The organism is Longitalea luteola (assembly GCF_017356035.1).
Lineage (GTDB): Bacteria > Bacteroidota > Bacteroidia > Chitinophagales > Chitinophagaceae > Niastella > Niastella luteola.
This window is the reverse complement of the sequence record NZ_JAFIQX010000005.1, coordinates 185,787-201,624: the sequence shown is the minus strand read 5'-3', so window position 1 is coordinate 201,624 and position 15,838 is coordinate 185,787. Positions and strand designations below refer to the sequence as shown.

Annotated in this window: 11 protein-coding genes; 2 read left to right on the top strand and 9 right to left on the bottom strand. The window is 46.6% G+C overall.

The window, feature by feature from the left end; genetic code table 11:
- Positions 1-184: 184 nt before the first annotated feature.
- The 9 genes from JUB15_RS14875 to JUB15_RS14835 form a co-directional block, all read right to left on the bottom strand.
- Positions 185-685, bottom strand: coding sequence for a hypothetical protein (locus JUB15_RS14875; protein WP_207513281.1), 501 nt, complete (start codon positions 683-685; stop codon positions 185-187).
- A gap of 325 nt (positions 686-1,010) precedes the next feature.
- Positions 1,011-3,026 (bottom strand): OmpA family protein, encoded by a 2,016-nt coding sequence (locus JUB15_RS14870; protein ID WP_207513280.1) that lies wholly within the window; start codon positions 3,024-3,026, stop codon positions 1,011-1,013.
- A gap of 75 nt (positions 3,027-3,101) precedes the next feature.
- Positions 3,102-4,097, bottom strand: coding sequence for a PorP/SprF family type IX secretion system membrane protein (locus JUB15_RS14865; protein WP_207513279.1), 996 nt, complete (start codon positions 4,095-4,097; stop codon positions 3,102-3,104).
- 25 nt (positions 4,098-4,122) lie between these two features.
- Positions 4,123-7,881, bottom strand: a complete 3,759-nt coding sequence (locus JUB15_RS14860) for a right-handed parallel beta-helix repeat-containing protein (RefSeq protein WP_207513278.1) — start codon at positions 7,879-7,881, stop codon at positions 4,123-4,125.
- A gap of 588 nt (positions 7,882-8,469) precedes the next feature.
- Positions 8,470-9,270: an orotidine-5'-phosphate decarboxylase gene (pyrF, locus tag JUB15_RS14855; protein ID WP_207513277.1), complete on the bottom strand. Its 801-nt coding sequence runs from the start codon at positions 9,268-9,270 to the stop codon at positions 8,470-8,472.
- Positions 9,267-10,553, bottom strand: a complete 1,287-nt coding sequence (gene kynU / locus JUB15_RS14850; RefSeq protein WP_207513276.1) for a kynureninase — start codon at positions 10,551-10,553, stop codon at positions 9,267-9,269. Before kynU ends, pyrF begins: the two co-directional genes overlap by 4 nt.
- A gap of 202 nt (positions 10,554-10,755) precedes the next feature.
- Positions 10,756-11,541 (bottom strand): SDR family oxidoreductase, encoded by a 786-nt coding sequence (locus JUB15_RS14845; RefSeq protein ID WP_207513275.1) that lies wholly within the window; start codon positions 11,539-11,541, stop codon positions 10,756-10,758.
- 101 nt (positions 11,542-11,642) lie between these two features.
- Positions 11,643-12,554, bottom strand: a complete 912-nt coding sequence (locus JUB15_RS14840; protein WP_207513274.1) for a glycerophosphodiester phosphodiesterase — start codon at positions 12,552-12,554, stop codon at positions 11,643-11,645.
- 204 nt (positions 12,555-12,758) lie between these two features.
- Positions 12,759-13,856, bottom strand: coding sequence for an Mrp/NBP35 family ATP-binding protein (locus JUB15_RS14835; RefSeq protein WP_207513273.1), 1,098 nt, complete (start codon positions 13,854-13,856; stop codon positions 12,759-12,761).
- A 103-nt stretch (positions 13,857-13,959) separates the two neighbouring features.
- Between JUB15_RS14835 and JUB15_RS14830 the strand changes: the two genes are divergently transcribed.
- Both JUB15_RS14830 and JUB15_RS14825 read left to right on the top strand, forming a co-directional pair.
- Positions 13,960-14,601, top strand: coding sequence for a carboxypeptidase-like regulatory domain-containing protein (locus tag JUB15_RS14830; protein ID WP_207513272.1), 642 nt, complete (start codon positions 13,960-13,962; stop codon positions 14,599-14,601).
- Positions 14,602-14,857: 256 nt separating this feature from the next.
- Positions 14,858-15,742 (top strand): 3-hydroxyacyl-CoA dehydrogenase family protein, encoded by an 885-nt coding sequence (locus JUB15_RS14825; RefSeq protein ID WP_207513271.1) that lies wholly within the window; start codon positions 14,858-14,860, stop codon positions 15,740-15,742.
- Positions 15,743-15,838: the final 96 nt, after the last annotated feature.

The following is a 15,838-nucleotide window of genomic DNA, read 5'->3' as shown; positions in this document are numbered from 1 at the left end:
TAACGTCCTATCCCTTTTGGGATATCCATTTAACCTGTCGGGCCTGTGCATTACTGATGCACTGGCCCGACAGATACTATTTCAAAGCGCATTTATCTGAACAAATACGTTTATTCTATAAACTCGGTTTTCAGGGAGAAGGATTTCTTAAGGAACGGTTGCTATTTATGAAGAAGCCGTGTTCTCAGTCAGGGATGTTATAAAACGCTTTTACAGCATTATAATCGTTCAGGTTCACATCTCTTCGGGCCGGAGTAGATCCTGCTATTATCACATATCTGAACTGAGAGTATTTCTGTCCGCCCTGTGTAAAAGTTGAAAAATCGCCGCCCTGCATGTAGATCTCGCCTTTGCTGATAAAAGGGATGAGGATTGTGCCAATAGGAAGCGGGATGATCTCAGGTTGTGCTGCAGTTCCATTGTTTACGTATATTCTCACATCACCATAGGCTAATACACTATCGGTTATCTTCGGAGCGGGCACTACCGTCTCATAGTAAAGGGTATCGCCTGCTGTATTTCTAACCGCTTCAAATGAAACATCGAGCCAGGGTGAGTATTGTACATTGGCATTACCGGTTTCACCTTTCGGGCCGGTATCGCCTTTTTTACAACCGGTCGAGGATATCAAAATGGTTAAAAATGCAACACAGGTAACTGAGAGGACAGAGAAAACGTGTTTCATAAATTGTAAATTTTGATTATGTAGATGATCTATGCTTAATACGTAAAAAAGCCCTTAACCGCTGGGTATTATTGCAATTTAAGGTTTTTTATCTCTACGTATCTTAATCTGATACACCCGAAAAAGTGAATATTCTTACAATTGGCAACGATGTTCGCGAGCCGGGGTGTTGAAGGATCCTGGATCCGGGACAAAAATAAGGCCCCCGGTGTTCGATCAAGCCGAATTCCGGGGGCTTTTTGTTCAATTATAAACTGCGTGGAAAGCTATCGGTTCACAGATCAGTTGTGGCCTTCTGTCGATAGCCGATCAGCGTTTGTCTGTTTTAGTTGGTCGTTTGGGTGCCATTGCCAATGGGCGTACCATTGTTGATGGGGGTGCCATTGCTGATCATCTTGAACACCACACGCCTGTTCTTCTCACGGGCTTCCGGGATATCTTTTCCATCAGGTGTGGTCTCTTTCTCGATCGGGCAGCATTCCCCAAATCCTCTTGGCAACAGCTGTCCGGGCGATACACCGGCATTGATCAGGTACTCGGCGCAGGCATTGGCCCGTCCTTTCGACAGGAACTCGTTCGATTTAACCGATCCCAGGCCGTCTGTGTGCACATTTATTTCAAGCACGACCGATGGATTGGCCTTCAGGTAACCGGCAATGAGATCAAGATATGGGTATGATTCTTTTGCGATCTCGGTCTTTAACTCAAACACGATCTGATAGGTAACCTCGGTCTTGTTTTTGAACGGATCGGGCTTTTTGGCCAAACATAACTCCTGTGCATATACGGTGTCGCCTTTCGAGGGGTAGGCCGTCAGCAGGCCATCCTGGTACTCTTCCTGGCGGCCACTGATCTGCAGGGCCAACCCGGCATCGGTTTGAATGGTATACCGGCCGCCTGCCTGGGTCTTGATAGTAGCGATCTCGTTACCACGCGGATCTTTGGCAGTTACGATAGCGCCTTCCAGCGGTTTCTTGGTATCGCAATCGAGCACCACCCCGGTAAATACCTGGTTGTAATTCTTATGTATGGAGAATAATTCCAAACAACATAATGAGGCGCGGTCACTGCTGATGATGGCATCTTCAAGCAACCCCTTTCCTTTGCCTACAAAGTAAATATCATCTTTTTCTGAATTTACCGGGTAGCCCAGGTTCAATGCCACCGTCCATGAGCCATTGAAATAACCACTGGATGAGAACAGGTCGAAGCCGCCCATACCGGTTCTGCCATTGGAGGCAAATACGAGGGACTGGCTGCCGCCATGGTAAAACGGCGCTTCTTCATCGCCCGTGGTATTGATGGCCGGTCCCAAATTAGTGATCTTTTCGGGCATTCCTTTAGGGTCGAGGGTGGCCGACCAGATATCGAAACCGCCGATGCCATCCGAGCGGTCACTGGCAAATAACAGGTATTTGCCATCGGGCGTTACCTGCGGCTGCCTGGAATTGAATGATTCTTCACTGAGCTTGCCGTCGATCACAACAGGCTCGCTCCATCTTTCGCCATCGCGTTCGCTCATATAAATGGCCGACAGTTTCTTTCCATTCTTCACCATCCAGCCAGTAAAGAACATTTTTGAGCCATCAGGTGTAAAAGTTGGAGTTCCTAAATGGGTATTCCTCGGCGCTGCCACATTTATTTTTTCTATCCTGCCAAAACCGCCGTTATTGAAGGCTACGCTGTACAAGGCATTGTTATACCCTTCCGACCGGGTTGATGTAAAGGCCAGGGTATTATTGTTGAGCCAGCTGGCAGCGTAATTGGCGCCTTCTTTATTGATGTTGTTATTGAGCCTTTCTATTTTAATACCGGTAGGGCCATTGGTCAATTGCTGCTGAATGAACGCACAGTTATCGATCTCCTGCTGCGCCCGTTTATTATACTTCTCGCCTTCGGTATTCTCCTGCATGAACCTCGTGAGCTCCTGCTGGGCAATTTTGTAGTTACCATTGGCGCGCAAACAAATGCCATAATAGTAACGGGCCAGCGGAAAGCTGGCAGAGTCTTTTTTCAGCAACACTTTATACCATTGTTCTGCATGTATATAATCGTTCAGGTTAAAGTAACAGTCGCCCATTTTATACAAGAGGTTACCGTCGAGACCGCCGAGATCGTTGGGGTTGATCAATGCAGCGCCCTGCTTTTGTACTACATAGGCATTATACCCTGAATGGGAAGGAGTCTTCCCACTTAAGTATTTTTCAAAATAGTGTGCGGCAGAATAATAATCGCCTTTGGCATAGAACTGTTCCGCTACGCGCTTAAAGTTAGTTGCCTGCGCATGTACCGCAGCGGTACTCAAACCCAGACAGGCTATTATTATAATTTGCTTGATCATGTATAATCAATTTGCTAATGTGATAATGTTTTGAAACAGCCGGTGGCTGGTGGGTCCTTCTCTTCGTTTTGTATATTACAACCGCGGACACACGAACGGCACGGCATCCTGTTTAACCGATTTGCGGCCGATGAGCGTCAGGGATATTTCGAAATTGTTGGCATTACCTGCCACTTTACCCAGGTCAGACATGTTTACATCATAGCTCACACTGATCATATAGTTCTTATAGTAAACACCTACATAGGGCGACACCGCATCTTTGAACCGGTAGTTGGCGCCCAGTAAAAAGTCGGTGGTTTCATTTACCCGCATCTGGGCATAGGCGCCTGCCATTTTTTCTTCACTGTTACCCTGGCGCATATACAACAGGTTGGGCGTAATGCTCACGTCTTCGTTCACATTATATTTCAAACCGCCATGGGCTGTTAACCGCATCGGCATTTTTTCATGATCGCCTGCCAGGAATGGGTCCTGTGGCTGGGTTAAATGATAGGCTGAGATACCGCCGAACCAATTCGCTTTTTTACCCGGCGTTCCATCAAAATACACGGCGCCTACCCCCGCATCGAATGCAATGGCAGATGTTTTATTCAGCACTTCGGTACCGCCATTCGTTGGGTCGAAGCCCATATAGGGATTCCACATATCGCCTGTTCTGAACTTCGATTGATCGAAGCGGCGGTTCAATACACCCAAAGCCATACCCATAGAGATCTGGTGATACCCAAAGCGTACGCCATTATAAGACATGGTAGCATACCCGGTCATATAGCTGTAGCCAATAGTGCCTGCCCGCTGGTTCATGAGGTTAACACCAAGGCTTACATTTTTATTCGTTACAAAGTCTGCAGAAACAGCGGGCGTTGCAAATGGATTGCTGATGCCGCCCCATTGACTGCGGTACATGGCTGTTACCCGGCAATTACCGTCTATGGCGCCCGTCAAAGCGGGGTTCAACCAAACCGGGTACGCATAATATTGCGAAAAATGGGGATCTGTTTGAGAAAGACCTGTTACTCCTTTAACCAGGGTTAACAGTAACAAGCCGGTTTTTATAAGATATCTCATTACAAACAGTTTTTTTGGATTTTAATTACCGGATCAGATTAAATGTTCCTTTCTGGGTTACTTTAGTGCCATCTGAAAGCGTGCCCGACACCACGAATACATATACGCCTACGGGTTGGGGTTTGCCCTTATACCTGCCATCCCAGGCGCCCTGCAGTTCCGTGGTTTCAAACACTTTTTCACCCCACTGGTTGAATACCATCCAGCGGATTGACCTCATCATATTACTATATACTTTGAACACGTCGTTCTGACCATTGCCATTGGGGGTAAAAGTATTGGGCACATAAATGCCATCTGTGAGCGTTCGTGACACCACACGGCCCGACAAATATTCCGGACAATCGATACGCGAACCCAAAGCTTTTACCATCAATCCTGCAGTATCAGCAGGTTTTAACCCGGCAATGATATGCGTAAGTCCCATGGCGCCCGAAGAAGGGATCGCCCAGTTGATGCCATCACGGGATACGCGGTAACCGGTAGTATTTTGTACAGCAGGCCAGCTGAACCTGATGGCATTCACGCCCACAGAATCGGCACTGATCACCGGGTTGGTAAGCTGGCGGCAGATGGTGAATTCCACGGCCCCAATATCAGGCCTTGCCAAATCTCTTGTAACATCCCGGATATCGGTGGTAATGCCCACATTGCTACCCCTGTTCTCAAATGGTATTTTGGTAGGAGTATAATCTCCTTTTGCGGGATCATGTGGTACCGGATCGATGGAAATTGAATTGGAATCCTTGCGGGTGGCCAGCCATTGAGGTAAGGTAGGATAGTCGGTGGTCATGTAACCGATAATGGCCGGACCTTCCGTAGAAGAAATATAGTAGTTATTAAAGTTAGCTACCAAACCACTATCGTTGACATTCGTATAGAATCCATACTTTGCCCCCGTACCACCGCGGCGCACAACTATGTTATTATCCTTGATCTCTATCCCCTCGTTGAGCATACCAAATGCGCCGAATCCACGGGTTAAGCTCGGGTTGCCAGAGGAAGAATCATCCAGTGAAACCGTATTATGATAATATTTCACATGCTGGGAAGAAATGTTGTTCAGTCCATTCTGTACGCCGCTTCCCCGCCAGGTATACAATAAATTGTTGGTGATCACGATCGGTTCCGTTGGCAATGCTTTAACCAGCTCACATTTTATTCCTTCTAACAGCACACTGGTTGTTTTAGCATTCTCTGCCAGATTATGGATCTTGTTTCTTGACACCGTTACCCCAAAGTTCACCTCCAGCAAATAAATGCCGGTGAACGCCGCCAGTACAGTGCGGGTAGGCTGACTGATATCATTGCTATCAACCAGGGTTTTAGAGGCGCCTGTTAAATAGATCCCGTACTGGTAGTTATCTTTCAGGATGTTTTTTCTGATGATATTTCCCCTTGACCTCGATACGCCGGGAGAAATGGAATTGGAAGCATTGGTAATACCATGACTACCACCAATGACAGTATTGTTGGTGATGAGGTTGGTATCGCAATCGCTATAACCAACAGTACTTGTAGGATTGTCGGCAGCCCCGCTGATAACTATTCCTGCATACCGGTTAGTGGTTGCTGTTTTACTGAGATTGATCGTGCAACGTTTGATCGTATTATGATCGGCATCATTCGTGAGCTGTATGCCAAAACCAAAGGTCGAAGATCCCTGTACGTCAACGTTCAGGCTATCGATAGTAATGTAATCAGTTCCATTCAACTTTAGTACAGCACTTTGACTGGAAGTCGTTGGCGCATAAGACATGGTTACGCCATTGCAATTAAAGGTCACCGTTTTTGTGGGCGACGTACTTAATGCAGGCAGGATCAATTGCTCATTATAAGGCCCGCTGCCGCTGGCCACGTTAAATACAATAGGCCCGTTGATACCGCATTGTAAAGCCAATGCCGCGTCTTTGAACGAATTGAAATTGATGCCACCGGTAGGCAGTTCAGAATTAATGGTATAAGTACCGCCGTTGAGCGAAGTGTTTACCAACACCCTGATCGGTTTGGAGTAAGCAGTAGTGGTTCCACAGGTAAGCGCTACGCGGTAAAATAAGGTCGTAACAGGCGTTGTTTCCAGATACGGAAAACCAAGCTGACCGGTAATATTGCTATAAGTTCCTGTAGCGGTGGTAGAGGTTTGCCAGGTATAGGTTTGCCCGCCACCAGCCGAATGACCTGTTAAGCCAAGAGAGATCTTTGGGCCTATGCATAAGATGGAATCAGGTAAAGCATTGACGGTACCGCCGGTAATGGTGGACGAGCACGCGGCAGATAAAAATTCATAACAACCTACATCGGGGTTCGATGTACTACGAGGGGCTCCGGTTATATCAGTATTTATACTTTGATAAACGGCCATATTATCTATGCCCTGTGCCGTTGGTCTGAAATCGAAGGCGGCAGGATTTGCGTATATCGGGTTAACGTCGGTTGAAAAATAATCATAACCGGTAGCCTTTTGCCAGGCTGCCATTGTATTATAGACAACACTTCTGATCACGCCTACTGCATCATTGGTAGCGGGGCCGTCTGGCACATATATATCATTCCGTTGGCTGGTAAAGTTGGTGGGGGCCACTTCAAAATAGATACCATAATTAATATTACTGCTTCTGCGCGTCACTGTCACAATATTGTTCATGATATTCACATCCGAAACGTTATCAAACTGCATCCCGAATGCATCAGTGCCGGGAACGCTTTGATCGTCGAGGGATATCGTGTTATGATAAATATTGAGGAATGAAGTGGAATATACAGTATTGGGCAGCCTGGAAACGATGCCTATGACGGTACCGGCAGTTTGAAAATCGTAAATAAGATTATTGGCAAACAGACATTCCTTACCGGCAACACTCTCGGATGAGATAAAAAGACCGGTTAGTGTGCTACCAGGCTCTGCATGAAAACCATGGATGCGGTTATTGGTAATGACAAAGCTTTGATTGTAATAAGCAAGATACATTCCGATGAGGTCGTAAATGGCATCGGGACCACCCGTAATATCGTTACCATCTATCAGGGTACTACTGGTATAATACATCTGAATACCATAAAAAATGGCATTTGAAATAGTATTACCAATTATTCTATTTCCGGTCATAAACTGAGCCGGATTGCCCCATACCGGTATGGATGAGAGCGTTATACCTGCTGTTCCGCCGGTGATTGTATTATGCAGGATCAGGTTGTCATCGCAATTGCTATCTCCCTCATCCCACGTATTGGCGTGGCTGCCATTTATCACTATGCCGGCATGATTATCGTAATTATCCCAATCAACAAAACAGGTGATATGGCAATTTTTGATCGTGTTATGATCGGCATCATTTAAGATGTGTACACCATAACCGTATTCACCGGGCGCATCGGCCAGCGGCTGAATGTTGAGGTTATCGAACGTTACATAATCTGCACCGTTCAGCTTTATACCGGCACGGCTGTTATAGTCGGTAGAAAGAAAGTTGAGGGTTTCACCATTACCATTGAATGTGATGGTATTGGTTGCCGAGGCGCCGGCAATGGCATTGATCACCACCTGCTCGGTATAAGGCCCGCTGCCTGACACCACATTAAAAGTCACGGCGCCATTGACACCGCCGGAAAGCGATGCAACGGCTGCAGCAAAAGTCTGGAAATTAGTTGCACTGGCTGGTGCGCCGCTATTAATGGTAAATGTACCGGACACCTGAGCGTGAGCTTCGAACAAAAAAGATGAACCTAAACAAAGGGTAAACAGAAATATTTTATAAACTACGTGCCCGCGTAAAATTTTTCGCATAGCCGATGATTGGATTTTAAATTTCGATAGGATATGGGATCTCTTTTAGCTGATTAATATGCCAAACTTAAAAACCAATTACCACAATCGTCGTTCGATCATTGGTTAATGGTTCTCCGGCAACAGTATAACCCGTGTAAGAATGCATCATTCATACAAGGGTATACGGAATTCACGGAGTTTGGGTTGTTAGTGCTTCAACGTTAAAATACCTGACCTGTTAACCGGCAAAACGTAATAGTACGATCCGTTAATCAGTACATCTTCGCATCTTCACTCAAATCAACTATAACGCTTTCGGAAAAGGCATTTGGTATCTTTACGCCTTAAAACATCTAAAACGCTTTTTAGTGCCTGCAATTGTGTGCACCCCTGCCTGTAAGTGAAAAAATAATACACATTTTGTAAAGAGAACTGTGTGAAACTAAATCTATTAGGAAGATTATATTAGAAGGAAAAAATGTAAAGACATACAGGTAACCGGTTACCTGGCACCGGTTACCGGGTCCAAATCGCAGGATGCGCGGTTAATTGCCGTCCGTTACCCGATTCAACGCCCGGTACCCGGGAACTGTCAACCGGTAATTATTACAGGTAACCAGCCATTTCCTGCTGGTATTCTTTGGCAACGAGCATTGCCCTGGCAGCAAAATCTTCCTGATCGGAAGCATAAATAATAGCCCGGCTGGCATTTACCAGCAGCCCTACGTCTTTATTCATTGCTTTTTCTGAGATCTCTTTCAGGCTGCCTCCCTGCGCCCCTACCCCCGGCACCAGGTAAAAATGGTCTGGCGTAAGAGCACGGATATTGGAAAATTCTGAAGCCTGTGTGGCCCCTACTACAAACATCAACTGACCGGCAGTACCCCATTGTGCGGCGGTACGTAATACTTTTTCGTACAACAATTCTTCGCCTGCCTTTTGCAATTCAAAGTCGCGGGCACCGGTATTTGATGTGAGGCCCAGCACGATGGTCCATTTGTCTTTATACTCCAGGAACGGTAAAACGCTGTCGGCGCCCATATAAGGGGCTACCGTAATGGCATCAAATGGTATTGTTTCAAAGAAGGCCCTGGCATATTGCGAGGAGGTATTACCGATATCGCCTCTTTTGGCATCGGCTATTTTGAAATGCGTATCGGGAATGTAAGCAACTGTTTTTTGCATGGCTTCCCAACCGGGTAAACCCAGGGCTTCATAAAATGCCGTATTGATCTTATAACCTACACAGTACTCTTTGGTAGCATCGATGATCTGTTTGTTAAACTCAAATACCGGGTCGCTTTTTGTCAGCAGGTGTTTTGGGATCTTGTTTAGATCCGTATCAAGCCCCACGATGAGGTATGTTTTTCTAATGCGTATCTGTTCTACCAGTTGCTGCCGTGTCATACGAGTTGGAGTTGTAATATTTGCCGCAAGATATTAGTGAATTGCCATACTTCCTCGAAAGTATTGTACAAAGGTACCGGCGCCAGCCTGATCACATTCGGTTCGCGCCAGTCGACGATCACCCCCGCCTTCGCCAGTTCGTCAAACACCTTTTTGCCCTGTTGTAACATCAACATAGATACCTGGCATCCTCTTTCACTTTCCTTGCGGGGTGTAATAAATTCAATGACCGGTTCCGATTGCCGGCTGTTCAGATCGTCGAGCAGGAACCACAACCAGCTGTTGAGCAATTGCCTTTTCTTTTGCAGGCGGTCGATACCGGCTTCCGTAAAGATCTCCAGCGCAGCGCGGTGGGCTGCATATAACAAGGGAGAGGGCGTACTTAATTGCCAGCCCTCCGCCGAGCGGGTTGGATTAAACCCTTTCTGCATCAGGAAACGCGTAGCTTTATCGTAGCCCCACCAACCGGCAAAACGCGGTATTGTATGATCGTTATGATACCGTTCATGAATATAGGCGCCGCCAATTCCGCCCGGGCCTGAATTCATGTATTTATAACTGCACCAGGCTGCAAAATCAACGTTCCAGTCGTGCAGCTGTAAAGCAACATTTCCGGCTGCATGCGCCAGGTCGAATCCTACTTTGGCGCCAACTGCCTGTGCCGCGTTGGTAATGGCAGCCATGTCAAACAGCTGACCGGTATAGTAATTGAGTCCACCCCATACAACCAGCGCCAGCTCATCTTTGTGTTCGTGTATTACCTGAAGAACATCTTCCTGCCTGATGGTATGTTCCCCTGCCCTTGGCGCTACTTCAATGATGGCATCAGCGGGATCGAAGCCACAATATTTCACATGTGTTTCCAGCATATACTGATCGCTGGGAAATGCTTTGGCCTCGCAAATGATCTTATAGCGTTTTTGATCGGGTTGATAGAAGGACACCAACAGTAAATGCAGGTTTACCGTAAGCTGGTTCATGACCACTACTTCATGTGGTAAAGCACCTACAATTTGTGAAAGCGGCTGAATGAGCTGGTCGTGGTATTGCAGCCAGGGTTGTTCGCCCATGAAAAAACCTTCCACACCGTAATTGGCCCATTTGTTCATTACCTGTTGCAGGCAGGCTGCCGTACGTTTGGGTTGCAGGCCCAGGGAATTGCCTAAAAAGTAGATCTGCTGCCGGCCATCTATAACGGGCATGATAAACTGATCCCGGAAGGAACGCAGCTCATCCTGCTGATCGAGCCGGCAGGCAAACGAGCGGGAATTTTCAAATATCATGTAGTAGGTTTGTTTCCTGGTTATTCAGTTGTTCAGTTATTCAGTTGTTCAGTTATTCAGTTATTCAGTTGTTCAGTTATTCAGTTGTTCAGTTATTCAGCCTTACGATTAATTATAAACTCAAAAACTTATGAACTGAATAACTCAATAACTCAGGAACTTAGGAACTGAATAACTGATGAACTTTAAACTATGAACTATTTTAAAATGAACCGGTTTTCCCTCCATCGACCGGAATACTTATCCCATTCACATAGGAAGCGGCGGGGGAAGCCAGGAAGGCGGCAACAGCAGCCAGTTCCGCTGCTTCGCCAAAACGCTTCATGGGTATCTCCTGTTTCATTTCCTGTTCAATAACGTCGGGTGATACCCCGCGTTTTTGTGCATTGTTCTGGATCAGGCTATCCAACCGTTGTGTTTTTGTTAAGCCGGGTAAGATATTGTTTACCGTTATATTGAACTGACCAACCTCATTGGCCAGGATCTTCGACCACATGGCCACCGCTCCCCGTACCGTGCCTGATACCGCCAGGTTGGTAATGGGAATTCGGATAGACGTAGATATGATATTGATGATGCGTCCGTAATTCGCCTGCTTCATGCCCGGAATAACAGCCTGGGCCAGCAGCTGATTTACGATCAGGTGCTGATTGAATGCCTGCAAAAACGCTTCTTCGGTGGCCTCGAGTACCGAGCCGGGTGGCGGCCCACCTGTATTGTTGATGAGGATGTGCACCGGCTTTTGCTGAACATGCTGTTCAATGACATGCTTTACCTGCTCGGGCTTGCTGAAATTGGCTACCAGGCAGCTGTGCTGCTGGCGAAGCGCAATATCCAGGCTTTTTAAAGCGGCATGCAGCGCTTCTTCATTCCTGGCCAGCAAGGTACAGTTAGCGCCCTGTAATGCCAGCTCTTCGGCAATGGCCAGGCCGATGCCCTGGGTGCTTCCGCAGATCACGGCGTTTTTTCCTTCTAATGATAAATTCATACACCCTGCCCCCTAAAGGAGGAAGTTAAAGTTTATAATAGTGTTTTGAATACAATACAGTTTCATGTATGCAAGCAACCGTTAACCTATCACCATCACAACTACTGAACCAACAGGTCAGGATAGTCAGAAATAATACCATCGACACCAAGCGCCTTTAATTTTTCGATAGCTTCTTTATCATTGACCGTCCAGGGAATGACCTTGATCTGCCGTTCATGGCATTTTGTTACCAGCTCTTTTGTCACCAGGCTGTAGGCGGGGCTGTAGATCGTGGGTTTGAATCCCAGGGCTTTCAGGTGCTCTTCCAGGGTGCGTTTATCATAGTCCTCGATCAGGGCAGCGGTTCTTACGCCGGGATATCTTTTATGCACCACCTGCAACGTACGAAAATCAAATGACTGAATGATCACCCGGTCACTGATCTTGCCCGTGTTGACCACTTCCATAAGTCTTCTTACGAACTCTTCGGGCGCCGGGTGATACTTGTTATCAGTAGCCGGTTGTGATTTGGTTTCTATATTATAGAAAACCGGGCGGCCGCCATTTAATTTGTGATAGGCTTCTACATGATCGATCACTTCGCGCAGTAAGGGTTTGGTGGCTTTCAGCCGCTTCTGGTTCGGAAAACGCGGATGCGGTTTCAGCCCCACATCAAATGTTTGCGTTTGTGCATAGGTCATGTTGTAAATGTTCAGGCTGCGCTCATCCTGCGCTGTTACATACTTCCCATCGGGACCTGTGGTGATCTCGTGATTGAAAAAAGGTTCATGTGACAGGATCACTTCTTTGTCTTTGGTGATCACGGCATCCATCTCCAGGGTAGTAACGCCCAGTTCCAGTGCCTTCATCATGGCGGGAATGGTATTTTCGGGCATTAAACCCCTGCAGCCGCGATGGCCTTCGATATCAAATGCTGGTAACAACGGATCAGTAACTTTTTTTGAAGCGTGACAGGCAAAAATCAAGGCAACCAATACGAGGAGCTCTGTTACTTCCCTAAATTTAAACATATACAATTTTTACAGTGATGATCAGGGAGGATATTGGAGATCCAATTGACAACTGACAATAAGCAATTGACAATTACCAAAATTCATGCTCAACTGTTAATTGCAGGTTACTTTAATTTTCAGGAACAGACAACCAGCAAAGAGAACTCTCTTATCCATTGCCAATTGTCTGTTGCCCGTTGCTTTATTGGCTGTGCATATTCATTAAATGACCTCAGCTACTTTAGCGGCGCTTACATTGGCATTGCGCATGGCAATGCTGCGGGTGGCATTAGCGGCAAATTCTTCAAATGCTTTCCGGGAGATCATATCATCGCTCACCATGATCGGAATGCCCATATCGCCCCCTTCCCGAATGCTTTGCACTAAGGGAATCTGCCCCAGGAAAGGAATATCATATTCTTCGGCCAGGCGTTTGCCACCTTCTTTGCCAAAGATATAGTACTTATTATCAGGTAATTCAGCAGGTGTAAAATAACTCATATTTTCGACAAGGCCTATTACCGGCACTTTTATCTGGGCCTGGCTAAACATGCCGATCGCTTTTTTAGCATCGGCCAGGGCAACATCCTGCGGTGTGGTAACGATCACCGCGCCGGTAACCGGCACTGTTTGTACCAGGGTCAAATGAATATCACCTGTTCCGGGAGGCATATCGATGACCAGGTAATCCAGTTCATCCCACCATACATCGGTCACAAACTGGCGAATGGCGCTGCTGGCCATGGGACCACGCCAGATCACTGCGCTTTTTTCATCCACCAGTAAGCCAATGCTCATGAGCTTTATACCAAAACGCTCCAGCGGAACGATCATACCCTTCTGTCCTTCGCCCATGCTTTTCATCATCGGCCGTTCACCACGCACGCCAAACATGATGGGTACGCTGGGACCATAAATATCGGCATCCATCAGCCCCACTTTTGCACCACCCTGGGCCAGCGCCAGTGCCAGATTGGCGGACACAGTACTTTTTCCCACGCCTCCTTTTCCACTGATCACAGCTATAATATTTTTGACTTTTGGCAGAACAGACCCCGGATCCTGCCGGTTAGTGCTGGTATTAGCTGTGAAGTTTACTCTTACAACTGCTTCTTTGTTAACCAGTGATCTGATAGCGTTTTCACTGGCCCTTGCCATCATATCTTTCATAGGACAAGCGGGTGTGGTAAGCACAACAGTGAAAGACACCGTATTACCGCTAATCACTATATCTTTTACCATGTCCAACGTAACTATATCCTTGCCCAAATCAGGTTCCTGAACGTTCCTCAATGCATCTAAAACTTTCTCAGGGGTCATTCATCTAAGAGTTTTGTTAAAAAGATTTATTTGCCACAAAATTAACCATTGACCTTAGTATTTTGTTGAAGTATTTTAGGCATTATGTATATATTTGACGGGCATGAAAAGACGTTTACTTTTACTGATTTTCCTGGCGATTGCCATACCCTTTGCCGCTAACGCTCAATTTGAGAAACTGAAAGATTCCGTGATTCAGTTGTACGGTGTTGTAATGACAGCCGACAGCCTGAAAGCCATCCCTTCCGTGACCGTCATGATCAAAGGCCAGAACCGGGGTACCATCACGAATGAGCAGGGCGTTTTCAGCATTGTGGTGATGAAAGGAGATATCGTAGAGTTCACGTCTATTGGTTATAAACCCAAACTGGCCACCATTCCGCGCGACCTGGAAGGCAACCAGTACAGCCTGCTGCAATTGATGGTTACCGACACGATGTACCTGCCCGCTACGGTCATTAAACCACGCCCCACCAAAGAACAGTTTGAACGGGATTTTGTGAATGTATCCATTCCCGACGATGATATAGAGATCGCCCGCAAGAATACCGATGAATCCAAACGCCGGGTACTGGCACGCACCTTACCCCGAGATGGTACCGAAAGCTCCAATATGTTCCTGCGTAACAATGCACAACGGTACTACTACAGCGGACAAGCTCCTCCACAAAACATTTTCAACCCCGCCGCCTGGTCAGAATTCATCAAGGCGTGGAAACGGGGAGACTTTAAAAATCAGAATTAGATAATTCGATAATTTGATTATGTGATAATTGCCGGGATTCATGACCACCGACAACTTATTGCCGCCTCATTATAACAGGATGACTACTATCGGCCTTTACGTATTAACAGACAAACACTTGTTAGCTATCAATTAAGAATATTATCTTAGCACCCGCTTTTAATAAACTGAAATAATAGTCTGTTTGGCCAAAATTTCGGACTGAAATCAGGCGGACCATCATTATCACATTATCTAATCATCACATTATCACATTATGAACGTTGCTGTCATCGGCGCAGGTACTATGGGCAATGGTATTGCGCATGTTTTTGCACAAAATGGTTTTCCGGTAAACCTTATTGACGTTAATGCCGCCCAGCTCGAAAAAGCCCTTCAAACCATTCAAAAGAACTTCGATCGCCAGATCGCCAAAGGCGCTGCCACGGAAGAACAAAAGAACAATGCCCTGGGCAATCTTACTACTTATACCGACCTCGTTCAGGGTGTAAAAGATGCCGAACTGATCGTTGAAGCTGCCACCGAGAACATCGACCTCAAACTAGATATATTTAAACAGCTCGACACCCTGGCCCCTGCCAATGCGCTGCTGGCTACCAATACTTCCTCCATCTCCATCACCCGCATTGCGGCAGCTACCAAACGCCCCAGCCAGGTGATCGGGATGCATTTTATGAACCCGGTTCCGGTAATGAAGCTGGTGGAGATCATTAACGGGTATGCTACTTCACCGTCTGTCACCGATACCATTGTTGCATTGAGTAAACAATTGGGTAAAGTGCCCTGCGTAGTGAATGATTATCCCGGTTTTATTGCCAACCGCATCCTGATGCCGATGATCAATGAAGCGATCTATAGCTTGTATGAAGGCATTGCCGGCGTGAATGAAATTGACACCATTATGAAGCTGGGCATGGCTCACCCGATGGGACCACTGCAATTAGCCGATTTTATCGGACTGGATACCTGCCATGCCATCCTGAATGTATTGTATGAAGGTTTCGGCAATCCGAAATATGCACCCTGTCCCCTGCTCACCAATATGGTCACTGCCGGATATCTGGGTGTAAAGAGTGGTGAAGGATTTTATAAGTACTCAAATGGAAGTAAAGATTTGATTGTAAGTGATCGGTTCCTTTAATGGCGTTGCAGATTGCAGCGTTACCGGTTACCAGTTACCAGGAATACAGATTCCAGGCTCAGGCGGCTGAATACAGATTAATGGTTTCATTTTGAG